The organism is Paenibacillus piri (assembly GCF_004354045.1).
Classification (GTDB): Bacteria; Bacillota; Bacilli; order Paenibacillales; family NBRC-103111; genus Paenibacillus_S; species Paenibacillus_S piri.
In genome coordinates, this window is the sequence record NZ_SMRT01000041.1 from 1 (window position 1) to 15304 (window position 15304).

Below are 15304 nucleotides of genomic sequence, written 5' to 3' on the forward strand. Positions count from 1 at the left end.
GCTTCATTCTTCCATTTGTAATGAGAAGCTCTGCTTTGTCTTTATTCACTTTCGACCAGATGCTCCTAGCCCTACGCGGAGTAAATCGTTGAACCCACATTTTTTCATCAAACTTTTCCTTCTGGCTGTCAACCCATCCGTAACACAATGCACTTTCAAGTGCTTCATCGTAGGATACTGTAACCACACCGGAATTTTTTTTCGCGATTTGCAACCGGATTCCCGGTGAAGTGTCATGATTGTTCTCAAGCCAATTCTCGAGAGATTGCTGTTCGCCAAAAAACATAACCGGTAATTCAATGGACTTATTGATCACTTGAATCGCCTCCTACTTGTAGTGTACTTCAATATAGTTGACAGATACAGTCAGTGATAGTCTAGCCTTGCTTGAGCTATTGCTAATAGCTCAATTCCAGAAACAAGCCACCGCGGTGCGAGTAAATCTGTTGAACAATACTGCCCTTTAGGTGAACGAGGCCACCGATTAATCTGCCGGTGGCCTTGTCAAGCTGCCGATAATTCCGGCAGCCTATCGTTGTTGTTGTGCTCAAGTTCCCGTTAGCACAACGAAGTGGTGCTACTGCGCTAAGCTCCCGTTCGAAATCGCCACCGATCCCTCATTAGCGGCAGTCTTCTTTGTCCTTGTATCCGTTTAATACTAAACACCAAATTGTCTTAAATGATGGTCTAGATGTTTATAAATTCCTTTACCCCATTGCTCAGGAGTGAGTTTGCCGAAAAAAGGATGTGGATGGGCTGAACATTTCTCCGGCCCGTTACTTTGGAAAGTTAAAATCTTTTGTTTCAGTCTCTCTTTTTCTGTCTCAAAATCTCTGTCATCTGCAATACGTATGGTCGGAATTGTTGACATATTGGTTGGTGTCGGCTTGTCATTATAAACAATAGGTTTCACAAACCTTCCTATTAGCCTTCCTATCCAATCTCTAGGGGGAAAGGAATTTCCCATTGCGATATCTTGAAACGATGAGCAGTGAGCCACCATTTGAGCAACGTTCATTGTTCCCCATTGTGGTTTTGCATTTGGACTTAAATTCTCGATACGGTTCAGTATTTCCGCTGCATGCAATTGATCGTATATGTTTTCCATGGGCACACTCCATTAAAATTACCTTTTGTACTCGTGAATTTGATTGGGGAAATCCCTGCATCCAGTTCCCATTTAGAATGGGAAACAGGAAAAAATATCGCGTTTGCGGAAGTTCACAAATGCTGTAGTCCGATGCGATTTCCTTCAGAATCTAGAAACATTCCCAAATAGCCGGCATTCTCGCCAGTATACGTTTTCTCCATGATCACCTTTCCACCTGCCCCGTTAACCCGTGACAGAATTGTCTCTAAATCGGGGCTTCCGTCCAAATATACAGTAACACCATCTACTGCTGGCTTGTGATTCGGGCCCTGAACCAGCGCCCCCCCATTAAACTGCTCCTGAACAGGGAAAAACGCATAATTACTATCCCCCATCGCCATTGTTGGCATTTCAATCTTAAAAATCTGCTCGTAAAACCTTTTGGCTCGTTCCATGTTAACTACGGGGATTTCGACCCAAATAAAAAAACGCTGCATGATGCTATACCTCCAAATTGATTTATATTGACCCTTTTAACCATCAACAATCACTTATTCTCATTATCATTTTTTTCCCCAGTATTAATGCTTTTCCAATTCCCATTACTAAAGAAGTTTACCTCCTTCTCCAGAATTCGCCCAACATTCTCAAGAGCAGCTGCTATCTTATCCAATTGTTCTGGGTCGAGTTTGGTAATTAGATGCCGGTTCCATTCAGCATATTGTTCGTAGATAGCGCCCAGTACTTCTGCACCTTTCGGAGTAAGTTCAACCAGCTTTGTGCGTCGATCGGTCTGGTGATCCTTATAGATAGCCAGACCTTCATTTACTAATACGTCTGCAACACGTTGCACGCTCTGACGTGCATGTCCCATATCACGAGCGATTTTTGCCACCGTTTGGGGTTTATATCCAATGCGACCAAGCACCTGCCACCTGGCACTGCTTTGATCAATTGAACGCGTGATAACGTCCCCGGAACGCATTAGCAACCCATTAATGTGGAATATACTCAGTGAAAATCTGCTTAGGGGATCCTCTGGTTTGTCTATTGTATTCATGATTGCATCATAACAATTCGACAGCATACTGTCAATATAGTATCATTTTAAATTCTATCTTTTTTTCACTATCCTGCCAGTTAGCTTAACGTCGATGCCGGTTGTTACTTAAATCCCTTCTTCAATTCACTGTGATCCGTCGGGAATGAGATAATGTTCTTGTCAATTTCGGGAATGGGATCAAGTTCTTGTCATTTGGATTTGACAAGAACTTGATCCCATAAAAACAAAAGCCGCGATTCACGCGGCAATTAATGGGACATGTTCTTGTCACCCGACATTTGTGTCACAACCAACCGCTTTTATTTTTCTTGTTTATTTTATTACAAGCTAAATTTACGAATCATAATGTGATTTCTTCTCAATTGCTATGTAGTTGTTGAGAAATCTGACGAGTATAAACATTGTCAATATCTGCAACCCAAATAAACCAATCTCCGCTCTCAATTGCTTTCACCAAGAATTCACTACAAATCTGGTTAAATTCATCAAATGTAACTGTATTATTTTTATGTTCTTCTTCTGTTAATAGCGGTGATAAAATCCTCCTTTTGAGGTATTTTCATTTGGTGTTGACATTCTGAGGAGTCCCATCGCATCCGGTAACGTCAATAATGGACTTCGCCAAAATATCCGTCATTGCATCAAGCTCGGTTTCCGTACTGGCAAGCGGAGGTATGAAGACCATCACATTGCCAAGAGGCCTTGTCAGCATCCCAAGCTCCCTGGCTCGCTGAGTTGCGCGAACGCCTATCCGCTCTGCCCACTCGTAAGGCTCGCACGAAGCCTTATATAGAGAGGAATCGCTCCGACACTCACGGCCCCGATCGTGTCCCCGTGGTAAGCCTGATTCATTGTAATGAAAGCCTTTTTACTTTTAACTCCTTTATTTTGCCAGTACTGAAACGCCATTTTAATTGCGATCTCAACTCCGGCTGCTCCTGAATCAGAGTAGAAAATTTTATTTAAACCACTCGGCGCAATTCCCGTCAGTTTCTCTGCAAGTTCAATTGCAGGCCTATTCGCCATTCCGAGTAAGGTTGAATGAGCAACACGGCTTAACTGATCCGTGATCGCCTGATTTAGCTCCGGCACATTATGGCCATGTACATTAAGCCAGACAGATGAGAAACCGTCGTAATAGGCGCGTCCCTGCACGTCATAGAGTTTAATTCCCTCACCACGTTCAATAATAAGAGGGTCAGAAGATATATAATCTTTCATCTGAGTGAAAGGATTCCACAAATAATCCTTATTGAGATTAGCAAGTCGTTCGTAATCCGTTAGCATAATGTTCACCATCCACATTTTAATTGTAAACCATAATTAAATATTGTGGGTTAGCAATAACTTATTTTAGTAAATCACCCATAAGATTATAATCGTTTATTTAAATTCATCACCACTGAATGAAACAAGCGAAAGAATAAACAACGTGGATATTAATATAAATATTCCTATGCAAAAATAAGCAGATACTTTTTGGGCACGCGGCGAAATGGTGACTCCCCAACTGATTAGGAACGCCCATAGCCCATTACTAAAATGGAACACTGCAGACAATACGCCAATGACATAAAGGATAAAAAAAGTGGGATTCGATACAATATGATGCATCGTTGAACCTAAATCATCATGGTTAATGTTGCCCATGTAAACTTGAAAACGGATTTGATAGAAGTGCCAAAATACAAATATAAATGTTTGAACACCAGTAATGCGCTGTAGCGTAAATGCCCAGTTACGTTCATACGAATATTGCCTCGAATTCAGTTTCGACTGATACGCCATGTATAAACCATGAATCCCGTGAAACAAAATCGGGAGGTAAATGCCGCAAATTTCAAGAATAGGCAAAAGGGGCAGGCTATTGATGAAATGTACGCCTTTAGCAAACCCTTCAGGTCCACGCTCAAAGGACTGAAAGTTGGCCACGCTATGCAAAAGAATGAACCCCCCGAGCGGTATGACCCCGAGCAGTGAATGCAATTTTCGCGAGTAGTAAGAGTTTTTTGCCATTATTGAATCCCCTCATTTCATAACTGTTAATGGTACAGGAGGGATTTGCCATGAAAATGTCGTGAAACTACCCGAAACAATGTGGATTTATCCCCTAATTCTTTATGCTGAAGAGAGTCAATGACGAAAAAATTTTAGCTTATCTGGATTTCGGATAATATAAATGTTGCGAATCGAATGTCCTTCGGTATGAATCAGCGCCACGGAATCGACTTGCTCCTCTAGACGAATGATAACCCCGGTCTGGCCGTTGATCTCGCTCATCTCTAATTGAATGCCGCCCTCATATCGGAATGATTTATGGAAGGAACCAAAAAGGAATTTGGAGACGGCATCGCGGTATGCGATTGGGCGAACGGCGGCGAACACTTTCCCTCCCCCATCTGAGATAAGCACGACATCGTCGGCAAGCATGGAAATAACCTGCTCGGTGTTATCCTGCTCAAGCGCGGTAACGAATCGGCGAATCCACGCCTCTCTATCGGTCTGGGCATTAACCGGCTCCGCTTCAACGATATCCATCTTCCCCTTCGCACGGCTGAAAAGCTTACGGCAATTGACCTCGCTTTTACCGATGATGTCGGCTATTCCGGCATAATCGATGCCGAGCGCCTCACGCAAAACAAACACCGCCCGTTCGGCGGGGGACAACTTCTCCAGCAGGACCAGCGTCGCATAGGACAGCAACTCGTCGCGTACAATAAAATCGAGCGGCTCGTCCTCCGAAGTTGGGATCGGCTCGGGGAGCCACTCTCCGACATATCGCTCTCGCCGTTTGCGAGCTGATTTATACAGGTCGCGGCAGCGGTTGACAACCATTTTGCACAAATAAGCCTTCGGCTCCTCAGTCAGACCGGCTGGGATTACGTCGTAGACCTTGAGGAAGACGTCCTGCACGGCGTCTTCCGCATCTGTCCACGTACCCGTCATCTGGTAAGCCAATGTAAGCAAAAGGCGTTTGTATTGTCTGTATAGCTTCTCTATTTTAGTCACCCCGTTTCCGGTTTCATCCACATTATTTCGTCAATAAACTTGCCGTATCCCAAGTATATTTTTTTATTTTCCAGCCCAATTTACCCGTGACGACAATATCGAGTCCCCATTTGTTCACCCAGGTTAATCCTCTCTCGGGACCAAGGCCGATGCTGAACGATCTCATGAAACTTTCATGCACCGGCGCCTGACGTCCTTCAAGATCCGCCAGCATAATTTTGGAAAGTCTTGCCGCCTGGGGGATCGCTTCCTTGCAAGTCTTGCCATCGACATGCCCGTTGTCCGGGTCTACGATTCTGGCGCAGTCGCCGATACTATATACGCTTGGCATACCCGCTACCCGATAACTGGCATCAACAAGTGCATACCCTTCCGGCGTTACCGGCAATCCGATCGTGTGGAGCATGGGATTGGATTGTAGCCCGAGCGTCCAGATGCATAGGCCAACTGGTTGTTTCTCACCGCTCGACAACCATAGTATCCCGTCTTTTTCCTTGATCACGCGTTTTTCGTGCATGATGTTGATTCCAACTTCGCGAAGGAGATGCTCCAATTTTATTCCGACCTTGGCGGGACCATCCAAAAAAAGCCGTTGGTGAGCATTATACAAATCGATTTTTATAGCTTGCGGGTCAAGTCCCAGTTGCTCCGCATCCTGGCGGGCGTAGTAAGCCAGCTCCGCGGCCGTCTCCATCCCGCTGATACCCGCTCCCGCAATCGCGATACGCATCAATCGTTCGCGTTCTCTTGGTTCGTTTACCGCGACAGCCTGCTTTAGATTGGCAAGCCATACGCTCCGAATCCTTTGCGCATTTTCCAGCGAAGTGAGTGCAATCCCGCCCTGTTCCGGGTCAGGCTGTCGGATCACACTGCCCGCTGCTACAACCAGCATATCGTAGTTCATCTCATGCTCTGTTCCCGCGGCATTCAGATACACCAGCTTCTTCTCTGCCGCTTTGATGTTTGAGACGGTCGCCTGGACCAATTCAACTCCGTCCGGAAACAGCCTTGTCAGCGGAATTCGAATTTCTTCATTCGTGACAGCGGGTCTAAACATTAACACTTTACGCAGATGAAAAGGGTTTTTGTCAATCATGACGAGCCGCAGGGGGTGCTTGTTTACCTGATCTTTGAACAGCTTGCGGATTTCCTTCACGGCATGAATTCCCGCGTACCCGGCACCGATGACAACGCAAGTCATTGTTTTCATAGGAGTCACTCCTTCTATTTGATTGCATATAGAACGAAGTAGAGGGTTTGGATGTGACACGGAACGGAGACAGCTTAAAAAATCCTTCCGAGGGGGATTTTTTTTGCATGACCAGGCAGCGAACTTCCCGGTAGGCTTGATTAAATAACGCTATTCCCATACATCAAACGGAGTCGCTTATGGGCAGCGAATAATGGCGAGCTAGGGCTTTAAAGACACAATATGAAAAGCATGCATACATACAGATTGATTTGAGAACTACTATAACGCACTTAGATTTTAATGAAATCGGTCACATCAAATGCTTTTCATTGGTTTGGCCATAATATTAAGATTGGAGACATTGGCAAGTGTATCATTCGACGATTTTGTATTTCTTGCTGGGGATATTTCTTATATGGTGTTAACAAGCGATTAACCGTTAGGGCAATATCAGCCCTAGCCGCCAATTCATAGCTATATAGCGATCAAAATAAGCTGTTTGAATGCTAATTGGGTGCGATTGCAATTAAATGAAAACGGCAGCCTCTGCCTCGTTCTCAGTACCGGTTCCGGCGCAAACTGCATTCACTGCTCAGCACCAAATCCTAGTCGACACTTGACGCTTTGCGGCGCAGCCGTATACTGCCCAGCATCCATAAGATCAGTGGAACAACAATATAGAGGAAGGGGTAAAAAAGTCCAATCATAAACATGTTCTTTTGCGTATGTAAGAACCGAATATTGTGTGTTCCAAAAATTACAAAACCTATCGATACGATCGTTGTTATGCAAGCAATAAGCTTCCAGTTTTTGAATCCTGTCCACTCGGATATTCCGTAACTAATGATAAACAAAGAGACAGACAGTTTAATAAACGCGCCAAAGTACCAAAGGGGGACGTAAAAAGCGTCGATATTTTGAATGAAATTGAGGATGGATACAAACTTTGTCAGAGAGTATACAGGAACTATCAATTCAGCGGCCATTTTGGGCCCGGTTATGAACAGAAGCACAAGTGTGCTCAATACCCCCCATAAAATGGCAAGCGACGTTCCCCATAAGATCGCGCGCGAAGCCGTTCGTTTGTTCTCGGCAAAAAAGAAAAGTATCAAAATGATTGAAGGATCTAACAAGTAGTTGAACGAATAAAAGGTGCCTTTTAGAATAGAAAACCAGCCCGAGTCGGCATAGATGGGCAGAATTCGGTTGAAATCCATATCTTGCGGATTCAGAAAGAGCTGTACGAATAATATGACGACAAAAATGGGCCCAATAATCTCCGAACATCGGCTGATGGCCGTAATTCCCCCTCTATATACGGCATATGTAACGTTAAACAACAGACAAAGCAGGATAATGATCATCGGTGTGTTTTCAAGCATAACCAGATTTACAAACTCGACCGATATTTTAGCAGTCGTAATCATTTGCATGAACCAAAGCAGAAAATAAACAATAACGATGATTTTGCCGATTACGGTGCCAAGCAAGTCTTTCAAGAAGCCAATCAACGTTTTGTCTTTATTTTGCATGCATACCCGTAACATCATCCATGTTATGGCCAGCATGATCATGCCTCCGAGCAGAATGGAGATCCAGCAGTCCTGACGCGATTGCTCCGCGGCTAAATGGATGGGCAAATAGGAAATCACGATCATAGAGGAGAGGCTGACAAGCCAGAACATTTGATACCCGCTTATCTTCATGCTTGTATTTCACATCCTTTATTTTAACTGCCTGCCGCTTGTTCCAATTGACATTAATTCTATATCTGCCTTGACGGTGACATCGATTTTTTTGAATTTTTTATCCCAATCGTCCTTTTGCGACTTCCACCAGTATGGATGTTTGCGATGCAGACTTTCTCCAATACCGAATATGTCGGAACCCCACCGCCGGACTTTATCCATCGTAACTTGTAATTCCCTTTGAATTTCCTCATTGACGTACTGCTTGACCGCAATCATATGATCTACCTCGGACATATCGAGCGATGTTGTATTTTCAAGGAGATAAGCCTGAGCTTTGACGGTTAATAAAACTTGTCCGGGATTGTTCTGGGTTTCGGAATGAATTTGTCGCCTAAGATTAGTAAATCTGAACGATAAGGTGCTCTTGCCGTCTTTCCATAGAACGGTTGTCCCTTGATAGGTTCCTTTTCCCGCCATCCAGACCGCTCCGGCGCCTTCCGTGTTGTTTAAAACCCCGGCGATTTTAAGTTGTTTGTTCAATACGGAAAAGCCGGAAATTCCGGCAATCGGAGTTTCCTCATCGATGCTCAGTTTTTTATTTTCAATCTGGATGGTCGGCACCAGAGGCCTGACCCCATCCGTGATACTGTCGATGATGAATTGCCGTGTAGAAAAGGATTTCAACCCGTTGATTAGCAGTTCTTTTCCCGTGCCGATGCTGGATAGATGCTCCATGGGGTGTCCGATCATAAGGAATTCTTTAGCATTACCTTTAATCATGACCGTAATATCCCGTTGATTGTTAGCAGGGTCCCTGTTCAGTTTGTCGAATATATTGCTGACGTCGTTCTTATTGAAATAATCCTCGCTAATGGCGATCAGGGTACGGTGACTGGTCAGCACTCTTCTAGAAAGCTTCTTTTGGATTTTCTGAGTGGCTTCGAATACACTTCTCCCCTTGGCCGATATAATGAAGAAGCTTTTCGAATTTTCGGAGCTTTCCTTGAACGGTCCGGTCTTCTGAATGGGGGTTACGATCTGATAGCTTACTTCAATCTCTCCGCTGTCGACAATATCAATGGCCGAGCCCAGGACGAACGCCAATTGGTTGGGCTCGACAATATCCCCACAGCCAGGGGCAGTCAGAATAAGAATGAAGAAGAAGCTTATCAGCAGCATCCGTCGAATCATTTCAGGCGCGTCCTTTCTTTTTTTGCCCGTTTCTGACCCAGAATGGGTACCTGATGATCAAGTCTTTAATGCGTACACCATCGAACGGGGCAACAGGGCTTAAGTAAGGTGTTCCGAAAGATTCAAGCATGACTAGGTGGATCAGCAAGACGATAACGCCGGATGTAAAGCCAACGAAACCAAGAAAGCCGCTCAAGAACAGTAAAAGATATCGGATAAAGCGAAAGGGAAGCGTGAGGCTGTATGTTGGGATCGTATATGCAGCGACGCCGGTCAAAGAAATGACGATAATGATTGGTGTGGATATAATACCTGCCTCCACAGCCGCTTGACCAATAACGAGCGCACCGATGATGCTTACGACTGGGCCGAGCCGGTTCGGAAGATGGACGCCAGCCTCCTGTAGCCCGTCAAAAATAAACATCATGAGGAATACTTCAACAACGGTTGGGAACGGGGAGCTTTCTCTCGCCGTCGCAATGCCGATCATAAGATTGCTCGGGATCATCTCCGGATGGAAAGTCGAAAGCGCGACATAAATAGCAGGCAAGGCAAGTGAAATGAAAGCCATAACATACCGAATCCACCGCGTTAGAAGGACGAATACAAACCTCTCGAAGTAATCGTCTGCCGATTGAAGTCCCGACCAGAGCGTTATGGGAAGAATGAGGGCAAAAGGAGTTCCGTTGGTGATGAGGGCAACTTTTCCCTCTAATAATGAAGCAACTGTAATATCTGGGCGTTCGGTATTTTGAATTTGCGAAAAGATCGAGAATGAGCTATTCTCGATCCATTCTTCGATATATGCGGAATCGATCACGCCGTCCAAATCGATTTTGTTGAGCTTTGTTCGTACTTTCAATAACACTTGCTCATCCGCCACGCCTTGCATATAGGCAAGGACTACTTCGGTCTGCGTATATTTACCAATCTTAAACGATTCCATCTTCAGATTCGGATGGATGATCCTGCGCCTTATTAAGGATGTATTTGTGCGAATATTTTCGACAAAACCTTCTTTGGAGCCGCGCAAAGTCGATTCCTTCTTCGGCTCCTCGATGCTTCTCATCTCATAGTTCTGAACCTGAGTGATGAGTGAAGAAACATTGCCGTCAACCAAGATTGCCAAGCTTCCCTGCAGGATATGATTGATCAGTCCCTCCAAAGTTTCCTCTGTCTTCACATTCGTCAGCGGTAGCCATTCGCATCTGAACATTTCGGCGAGCGACTCGATCTTATCGATTCCTTGCGGCAAACCATTGAAAATAAGGGGCTTCAGCACATTATCCTCAATGCTCTGCAATCGTACCATGCCATCGATATAAATGAGTAAAAGTTTGCTTTCATCCTTCAAAATGAAAGAACGGAATATAATGTCCGAGCAATTAAAGAATTGTTCTCTAAGATAGGCTTCATTTTTTCCAAGGTTATTGCTTATGGACCCCATGGACGACTGTCACTCCTCAGGATTATTTAAATTGATTGTATGTTGAATATAGTTATTGCCAAAGAAAATGCTCTTTAACCGTGGCTGCTGCGTAAATACAAGATGAAAGAGTAGAATGAGTTCGCAAAGGGAACTGCTACGATAACGCATGCATTGAGACGTTCCATAGCGTATTCATGAAAGAGTCTACCTTTTAAAAATTCAGAACACGAAAGCAAGCCTAGAAGCTTATTTTTGATCACTTGCTTCTGCAATAGAAAATGTGTCCATCCACTTTTACATCCATCCGATTTATACCAAAAAACGTAATGTTTAATAGAGGGCTGCTTTTGTGTTTGAATTCTCGTGTCACAAAACGAATTCTCCCGTCGTTATATATGCGAATAAAAAATCAAGGAGGAGATTTCAAATGAAACGAATTGTTGTTATAGGTGGAGGCTTCGCGGGAATGTGGGGCGCAATTGGCGCTGCGCGGAAACTGCATGAATTGAAGGTCGCAAGCAATGAAGTGGAAATTGTTTTAATTAACCGGGAACCTTATTTCGGCGTACGTCCGCGTTTTTATGAAAAAGATCCGCAAAATTTCCGCTTTCTTCTTAATCAAGTCCTTGAGCCGGCAGGCATTCGCTTGATCGAAGGAGAAGTAAGGCAAATCGATACTCAGTCTCAGCAGGTTATTGTTTATCAAAAAGAAAAGCAGATTGAAATCGCATATGACCGATTAGTCTTTACTGCCGGCAGCCAAATGGTCTTACCTGATATTTCGGGATTGCGTGAACATGCGTATTCTGCCGATACCTATCAAGATGCAGTTAAGCTTGAGCGGCATATTAATGGATTGTCTGATTTGCCTGATGTAGAAGGCAAGTATGCGGCAGCCGTAATCGGGGCCGGGTTTACCGGAATTGAAATTGCCGCGGAGCTGACTTCACGTTTAGCGGAGGTTGCTAAGAAAGAAAAGAAGGAATCCGAAGTACGGGTAGTTTTAATTGACAGAAATCCAGTCGTAGGTTGTGAGCTGGGAGCAAATCCGTGGCCCATTATTGAACAGGCTTTAAATGATATGCATGTGGTGATTTATACGAATGAAACCGTAACATCCGTTGAACCTGAAGGTCTAACCTTAAAATCTGGTAAATATCTTCCTTCTCTTACAACAGTTTGTTCAGCGGGAGTAAAGGCGAGTCCATTAGCGGAAAACTTCCCTGTGGAAAAAGATAATTTGGGACGTTTACCAGTCGATCCATATTTGCGGGTAGAGGGCTTGCCTTCCGTTTTTGCCGCTGGAGATACCGCACGAGCAAAAACGGATGAAACTCATGTATCGATGATGTCTTGTCAGCATGCAATGCCTCAGGGAAAAGTTGCGGGACATAACGTTGTTTGCGATTTGTTCGGATTAACAGGAGTTCCGTACAAACAAGAAAGATATGGTACTTGTCTTGATTTAGGCCCTTGGGGAGCTCTGATAACCGCTGGTTGGGATCGAATTCCGCAGGTTCAAGGGAAAGAAGCGAAAAAAATTAAACAGCAAATTAACCAATCGATCATTTATCCGCCCTTATCCGGAAATCTTGAAGAATTGTTTGAGGCAGCTAATCTGGATACAATGTACCCTGACATAGTTTAATAAAAAACTCAAAATCAGAGAGCGGGAACCCGTCCCGTTCTCTATTTAACTTAATGGTTAGAAGCCATAATCGGGAACAATCATAGGCCCATAGTTATCGTCAAGCGCATGGCTCCATGCTGCACCATCCAGAAATGAACGTGCAGGATATGGAACTAATTGGGTGATACACTTCCCACCTCTGTTCCCGCATGCCCTTTCAGATGATGCAAGCTGCCGGCCTATCTGTTTCCTTCTGACACATATCTAAAGGCGAAATCCTGCGAATTCATGAGCTAGAGTGAGATAGCTAATTCATTTCGAGGGAGTACAAAAAATTAAAATATTGTCGGTTCCATTCCTCCGTCCATGCGGATCGGAGATCCTTTGAAGGCGGAGGCCATCGGACTGCAGACGAAAGCAGTCAATCGGCCGATCTCCGCAGGTCTGATAAACCTTTGGATTTCGGATTGAGGCAGGTTCTTCGTCATAAAGTCTTTCTCTTAGCCTCGAAGGTCATCTCTTCGTTCGAATAAATGCTCTCTATGATCTGCTGCACGTTCTCGGAGAGGGTCGGTCCCGGCAGGATCGTGTTCACGGCCTCGGCGACGCGTGTCAGCTTGGACAACGACAACAGCATGGATTTGGTCGCGCCATATTGAGGCATCTGTCCGGAAGGCATGACGGCTTCCTCGCTCGCGATAAAGATAATGCGGCCGTATTAGCGATTCAGCATGGAAGGCAAATAAAACTTGGTTAAGCCGTTGGCGGCGAGAACGTTCGTGCGGAAGTACTTTCTCCCATACGGCATCGTCTACTTCGTCATAGGACATGATCTCATAGATACCCATGCTGTTGACGAGAATATCGACATGGGAGAACTTCGCGATTAAAGCTTCTCTTTGCCGCACATCGACGAGATCGGCCGTTGCATTCCGAGGTTCCGTCTTCGGGAACGCCGCTAGGATCTCCGTGACCGTCCGCTCTACGTCATTGTTGTTCAAGTTCAAGGGCAATCGCTTTTCCTATGCCTCTGGTTGATCCCGTTACTAGAGCCGTCTTATTCTTCAATCCCATATCCATCTGCTTGCACTCCTTATGACTAGGATAGGGATAATGATACTTCGTTTCGCCAACTCGGTAACTAGCGAGGAGCGCCAATTCGCTTGCGCGACGCGCCAATTGGCGGGAGTCTCCCCTTCCCATGAGCGGAACGCGCGATAGAACGAATTCTGGTCTTCGTATCCGACGAGAAAAGCGACCTCTTTGATCTCCAGCGACGGGTCTGCCAAGTAAGCGAGGGCCTGCTCGTGCTTGGTTTGCGCCAGCAAACCGCTTGAAGCTTGTGCCTTCGTCCATCAGCCTGCGCTGCAAGGTGCGATCGCTCATCCCCAGCTCGAAAGGCAACGGTCAACAAACGTATCCGTAGCGCAACGATGTAGGTTGTTGAGAAGGCCATCTTTTGCGGGATGGTATTAACAATATGGAATACGCAATTACATCTCGTATTTAACACGATTTCATATCAATTTTTGCTATCGATTGAAACAATGTCTTACGAATCACGATCCAGACGGACGATGGATCGACGGTCGCTGGGATCGCGGAATCGTTCACGTCTGAGCGAGTCCAGATCCGTCATGCCGATGGAGTTCTGTTTGTTCCGATTCGAGAAATCGAGACAATGTCTATGAATGAGAACTAGTCTGACGAGGCCGCACGGATATGTCCGGCGGTCTTTTTCGTCGCTCTCAGATTCGCTGAGATCAATGGAACTTCCTATTTATCGCGGCGATGTAGCGAGCCGGGTCAGTCGGCAAAAGATCACCATAAAGTTTGCACGCAAAAGCAGCGAACCTGAAACTGGTCCGCTGCTTTAATGTTTCTGATACCATAGTATTCTGCGATACATCGAGGAATCTTTCAAGGACCGGAAAGGGAGCAAATCCGGCCAATAATTGCCTTCGATGATCCAAATTCGTCGGTTCCTATCGATGCCTATATCGAACCCGACTTGCCTAAGCTTAGGGTAACGCTCCCCAAGCCGTTTGGCAGCCATCAGCGCGATCTGTTTGATTTTGACGATCAAGCTACGATCCCCGATGCGGGCCAGTTTCAGCGCCTCAGGAACTGTAATGATGTTACTAGGGACATTCGTAATAAGATATCCCTTCGCCGCTACTTTCGCGTATGAGCCTGTCACTTTCCAAGTGGACGAAGTGCCTTTTCTTCGCTGCACCATGATCCGAATGTCGAACGGCTTGTGTTGAATTTGAGCAAGCTGTAGGCGTCGTTGGACAATATATCCACGTCCTCTGGTTTTTTTACCGATCCATTTGCGCAGTTGCTCGGTGTTTTTCATGGTGACCGTTTTCTTTTCGTTATGAATACGATAGGAGTTCGCTCCGTTACGGGTAATGAACAGGATGTCCCGTCCGAATCTCCCATCGCGCGGCTTTAGAACAAGGCTTTGATATTGAAACAGCAGCTTTGCTAACCCGTTCGGTTTCAGCAGCCGAGTTTCAGGCAAACGAGCGGCGAGCGAGGACGTATCGTTCAGGATACGATATTGCATCCATTTGTCTCGTTTGATCGACATTGGAGTCACATGCCTTCATATCTCATCCAGATACAGCTATCACATCTAACTCCCATGCGATAACCTCCTCGTATAGTATTTCTTGAAGGTTGTTGTTGGGCTAATTTCCAGTATCCTAGGGTACTGGCGGCCGCCTTCAAAATTTCCAATTTGATCTTTGAAAAATAAATGAAAATCTTAAATTGGGACTGGACTTTTCGTGATGCTTCCAGACAATGAATCTTAGGGTCATTCGGGGAAATTCTTTTTCCTCCTGTAGTTCAACTACTTCATAAGTCTGTTTCCCTGGCACTCGTGCGGCACTTCTTACCCGCTGGCTGTTCCCTCCGGCAACCCATGCCCGAAGATAGCAGCTTCGGGGCAGCTCATGGACCGGAATGAGTTCTCATATGCGAGGGTGATTGATCGGCGAG

12 protein-coding genes and 3 pseudogenes are annotated in these 15304 nt (G+C 45.3%); 1 reads left to right on the forward strand and 14 read right to left on the reverse strand.

Annotated elements, in window-relative coordinates; genetic code table 11:
* The 11 genes and pseudogenes from E1757_RS35175 to E1757_RS35225 all read right to left on the reverse strand — a co-directional run.
* The coding region (locus tag E1757_RS35175; protein WP_425464890.1) for a YdeI/OmpD-associated family protein at positions 1 to 316 on the reverse strand (316 nt) is incomplete at its 3' end.
* A 342-nt stretch (positions 317 to 658) separates the two neighbouring features.
* Positions 659 to 1108 (reverse strand): DUF1569 domain-containing protein, encoded by a 450-nt coding sequence (locus tag E1757_RS35180; RefSeq protein WP_133237094.1) that lies wholly within the window; start codon positions 1106 to 1108, stop codon positions 659 to 661.
* Between the two features lie 113 nt (positions 1109 to 1221).
* Complete coding sequence (locus E1757_RS35185; RefSeq protein WP_133237096.1) at positions 1222 to 1587, reverse strand: VOC family protein; 366 nt, start codon at positions 1585 to 1587, stop codon at positions 1222 to 1224.
* A gap of 50 nt (positions 1588 to 1637) precedes the next feature.
* Positions 1638 to 2150 (reverse strand): MarR family winged helix-turn-helix transcriptional regulator, encoded by a 513-nt coding sequence (locus tag E1757_RS35190; RefSeq protein ID WP_133237098.1) that lies wholly within the window; start codon positions 2148 to 2150, stop codon positions 1638 to 1640.
* Positions 2151 to 2942: 792 nt separating this feature from the next.
* A pseudogene (locus E1757_RS35195) lies at positions 2943 to 3452 on the reverse strand (aminotransferase class III-fold pyridoxal phosphate-dependent enzyme); the annotation flags it as partial.
* 84 nt (positions 3453 to 3536) lie between these two features.
* On the reverse strand, positions 3537 to 4169 hold the full coding sequence (locus E1757_RS35200) for a succinate dehydrogenase cytochrome b558 subunit (protein ID WP_133237100.1): 633 nt from the start codon (positions 4167 to 4169) through the stop codon (positions 3537 to 3539).
* Positions 4170 to 4286: 117 nt separating this feature from the next.
* Complete coding sequence (sigJ, locus tag E1757_RS35205) at positions 4287 to 5153, reverse strand: RNA polymerase sigma factor SigJ (protein ID WP_133237108.1); 867 nt, start codon at positions 5151 to 5153, stop codon at positions 4287 to 4289.
* 31 nt (positions 5154 to 5184) lie between these two features.
* Positions 5185 to 6372 (reverse strand): NAD(P)/FAD-dependent oxidoreductase, encoded by a 1188-nt coding sequence (locus tag E1757_RS35210; protein WP_133237102.1) that lies wholly within the window; start codon positions 6370 to 6372, stop codon positions 5185 to 5187.
* Between the two features lie 587 nt (positions 6373 to 6959).
* Positions 6960 to 8060 (reverse strand): GerAB/ArcD/ProY family transporter, encoded by a 1101-nt coding sequence (locus E1757_RS35215; protein ID WP_133237103.1) that lies wholly within the window; start codon positions 8058 to 8060, stop codon positions 6960 to 6962.
* An 18-nt stretch (positions 8061 to 8078) separates the two neighbouring features.
* Positions 8079 to 9236: a Ger(x)C family spore germination protein gene (locus tag E1757_RS35220; protein ID WP_133237104.1), complete on the reverse strand. Its 1158-nt coding sequence runs from the start codon at positions 9234 to 9236 to the stop codon at positions 8079 to 8081.
* 1 nt (position 9237) lies between these two features.
* On the reverse strand, positions 9238 to 10590 hold the full coding sequence (locus tag E1757_RS35225) for a spore germination protein (RefSeq protein WP_246079734.1): 1353 nt from the start codon (positions 10588 to 10590) through the stop codon (positions 9238 to 9240).
* A 502-nt stretch (positions 10591 to 11092) separates the two neighbouring features.
* Between E1757_RS35225 and E1757_RS35230 the strand changes: the two genes are divergently transcribed.
* Positions 11093 to 12313 (forward strand): NAD(P)/FAD-dependent oxidoreductase, encoded by a 1221-nt coding sequence (locus E1757_RS35230; protein ID WP_133237106.1) that lies wholly within the window; start codon positions 11093 to 11095, stop codon positions 12311 to 12313.
* Positions 12314 to 12630: 317 nt separating this feature from the next.
* On the opposite strand, the pseudogene E1757_RS35235 reads toward E1757_RS35230, so the two are convergent.
* The 3 genes and pseudogenes from E1757_RS35235 to E1757_RS35245 form a co-directional block, all read right to left on the reverse strand.
* A pseudogene (locus E1757_RS35235) lies at positions 12631 to 13375 on the reverse strand (SDR family NAD(P)-dependent oxidoreductase).
* Positions 13360 to 13690: pseudogene (locus E1757_RS35240) on the reverse strand (helix-turn-helix transcriptional regulator); the annotation flags it as partial. The pseudogenes E1757_RS35240 and E1757_RS35235, both read right to left, overlap by 16 nt.
* Positions 13691 to 14168: 478 nt before the next feature.
* On the reverse strand, positions 14169 to 14867 hold the full coding sequence (locus E1757_RS35245; protein WP_165972434.1) for a YheC/YheD family protein: 699 nt from the start codon (positions 14865 to 14867) through the stop codon (positions 14169 to 14171).
* Between the last annotated feature and the right edge of the window lie 437 nt (positions 14868 to 15304).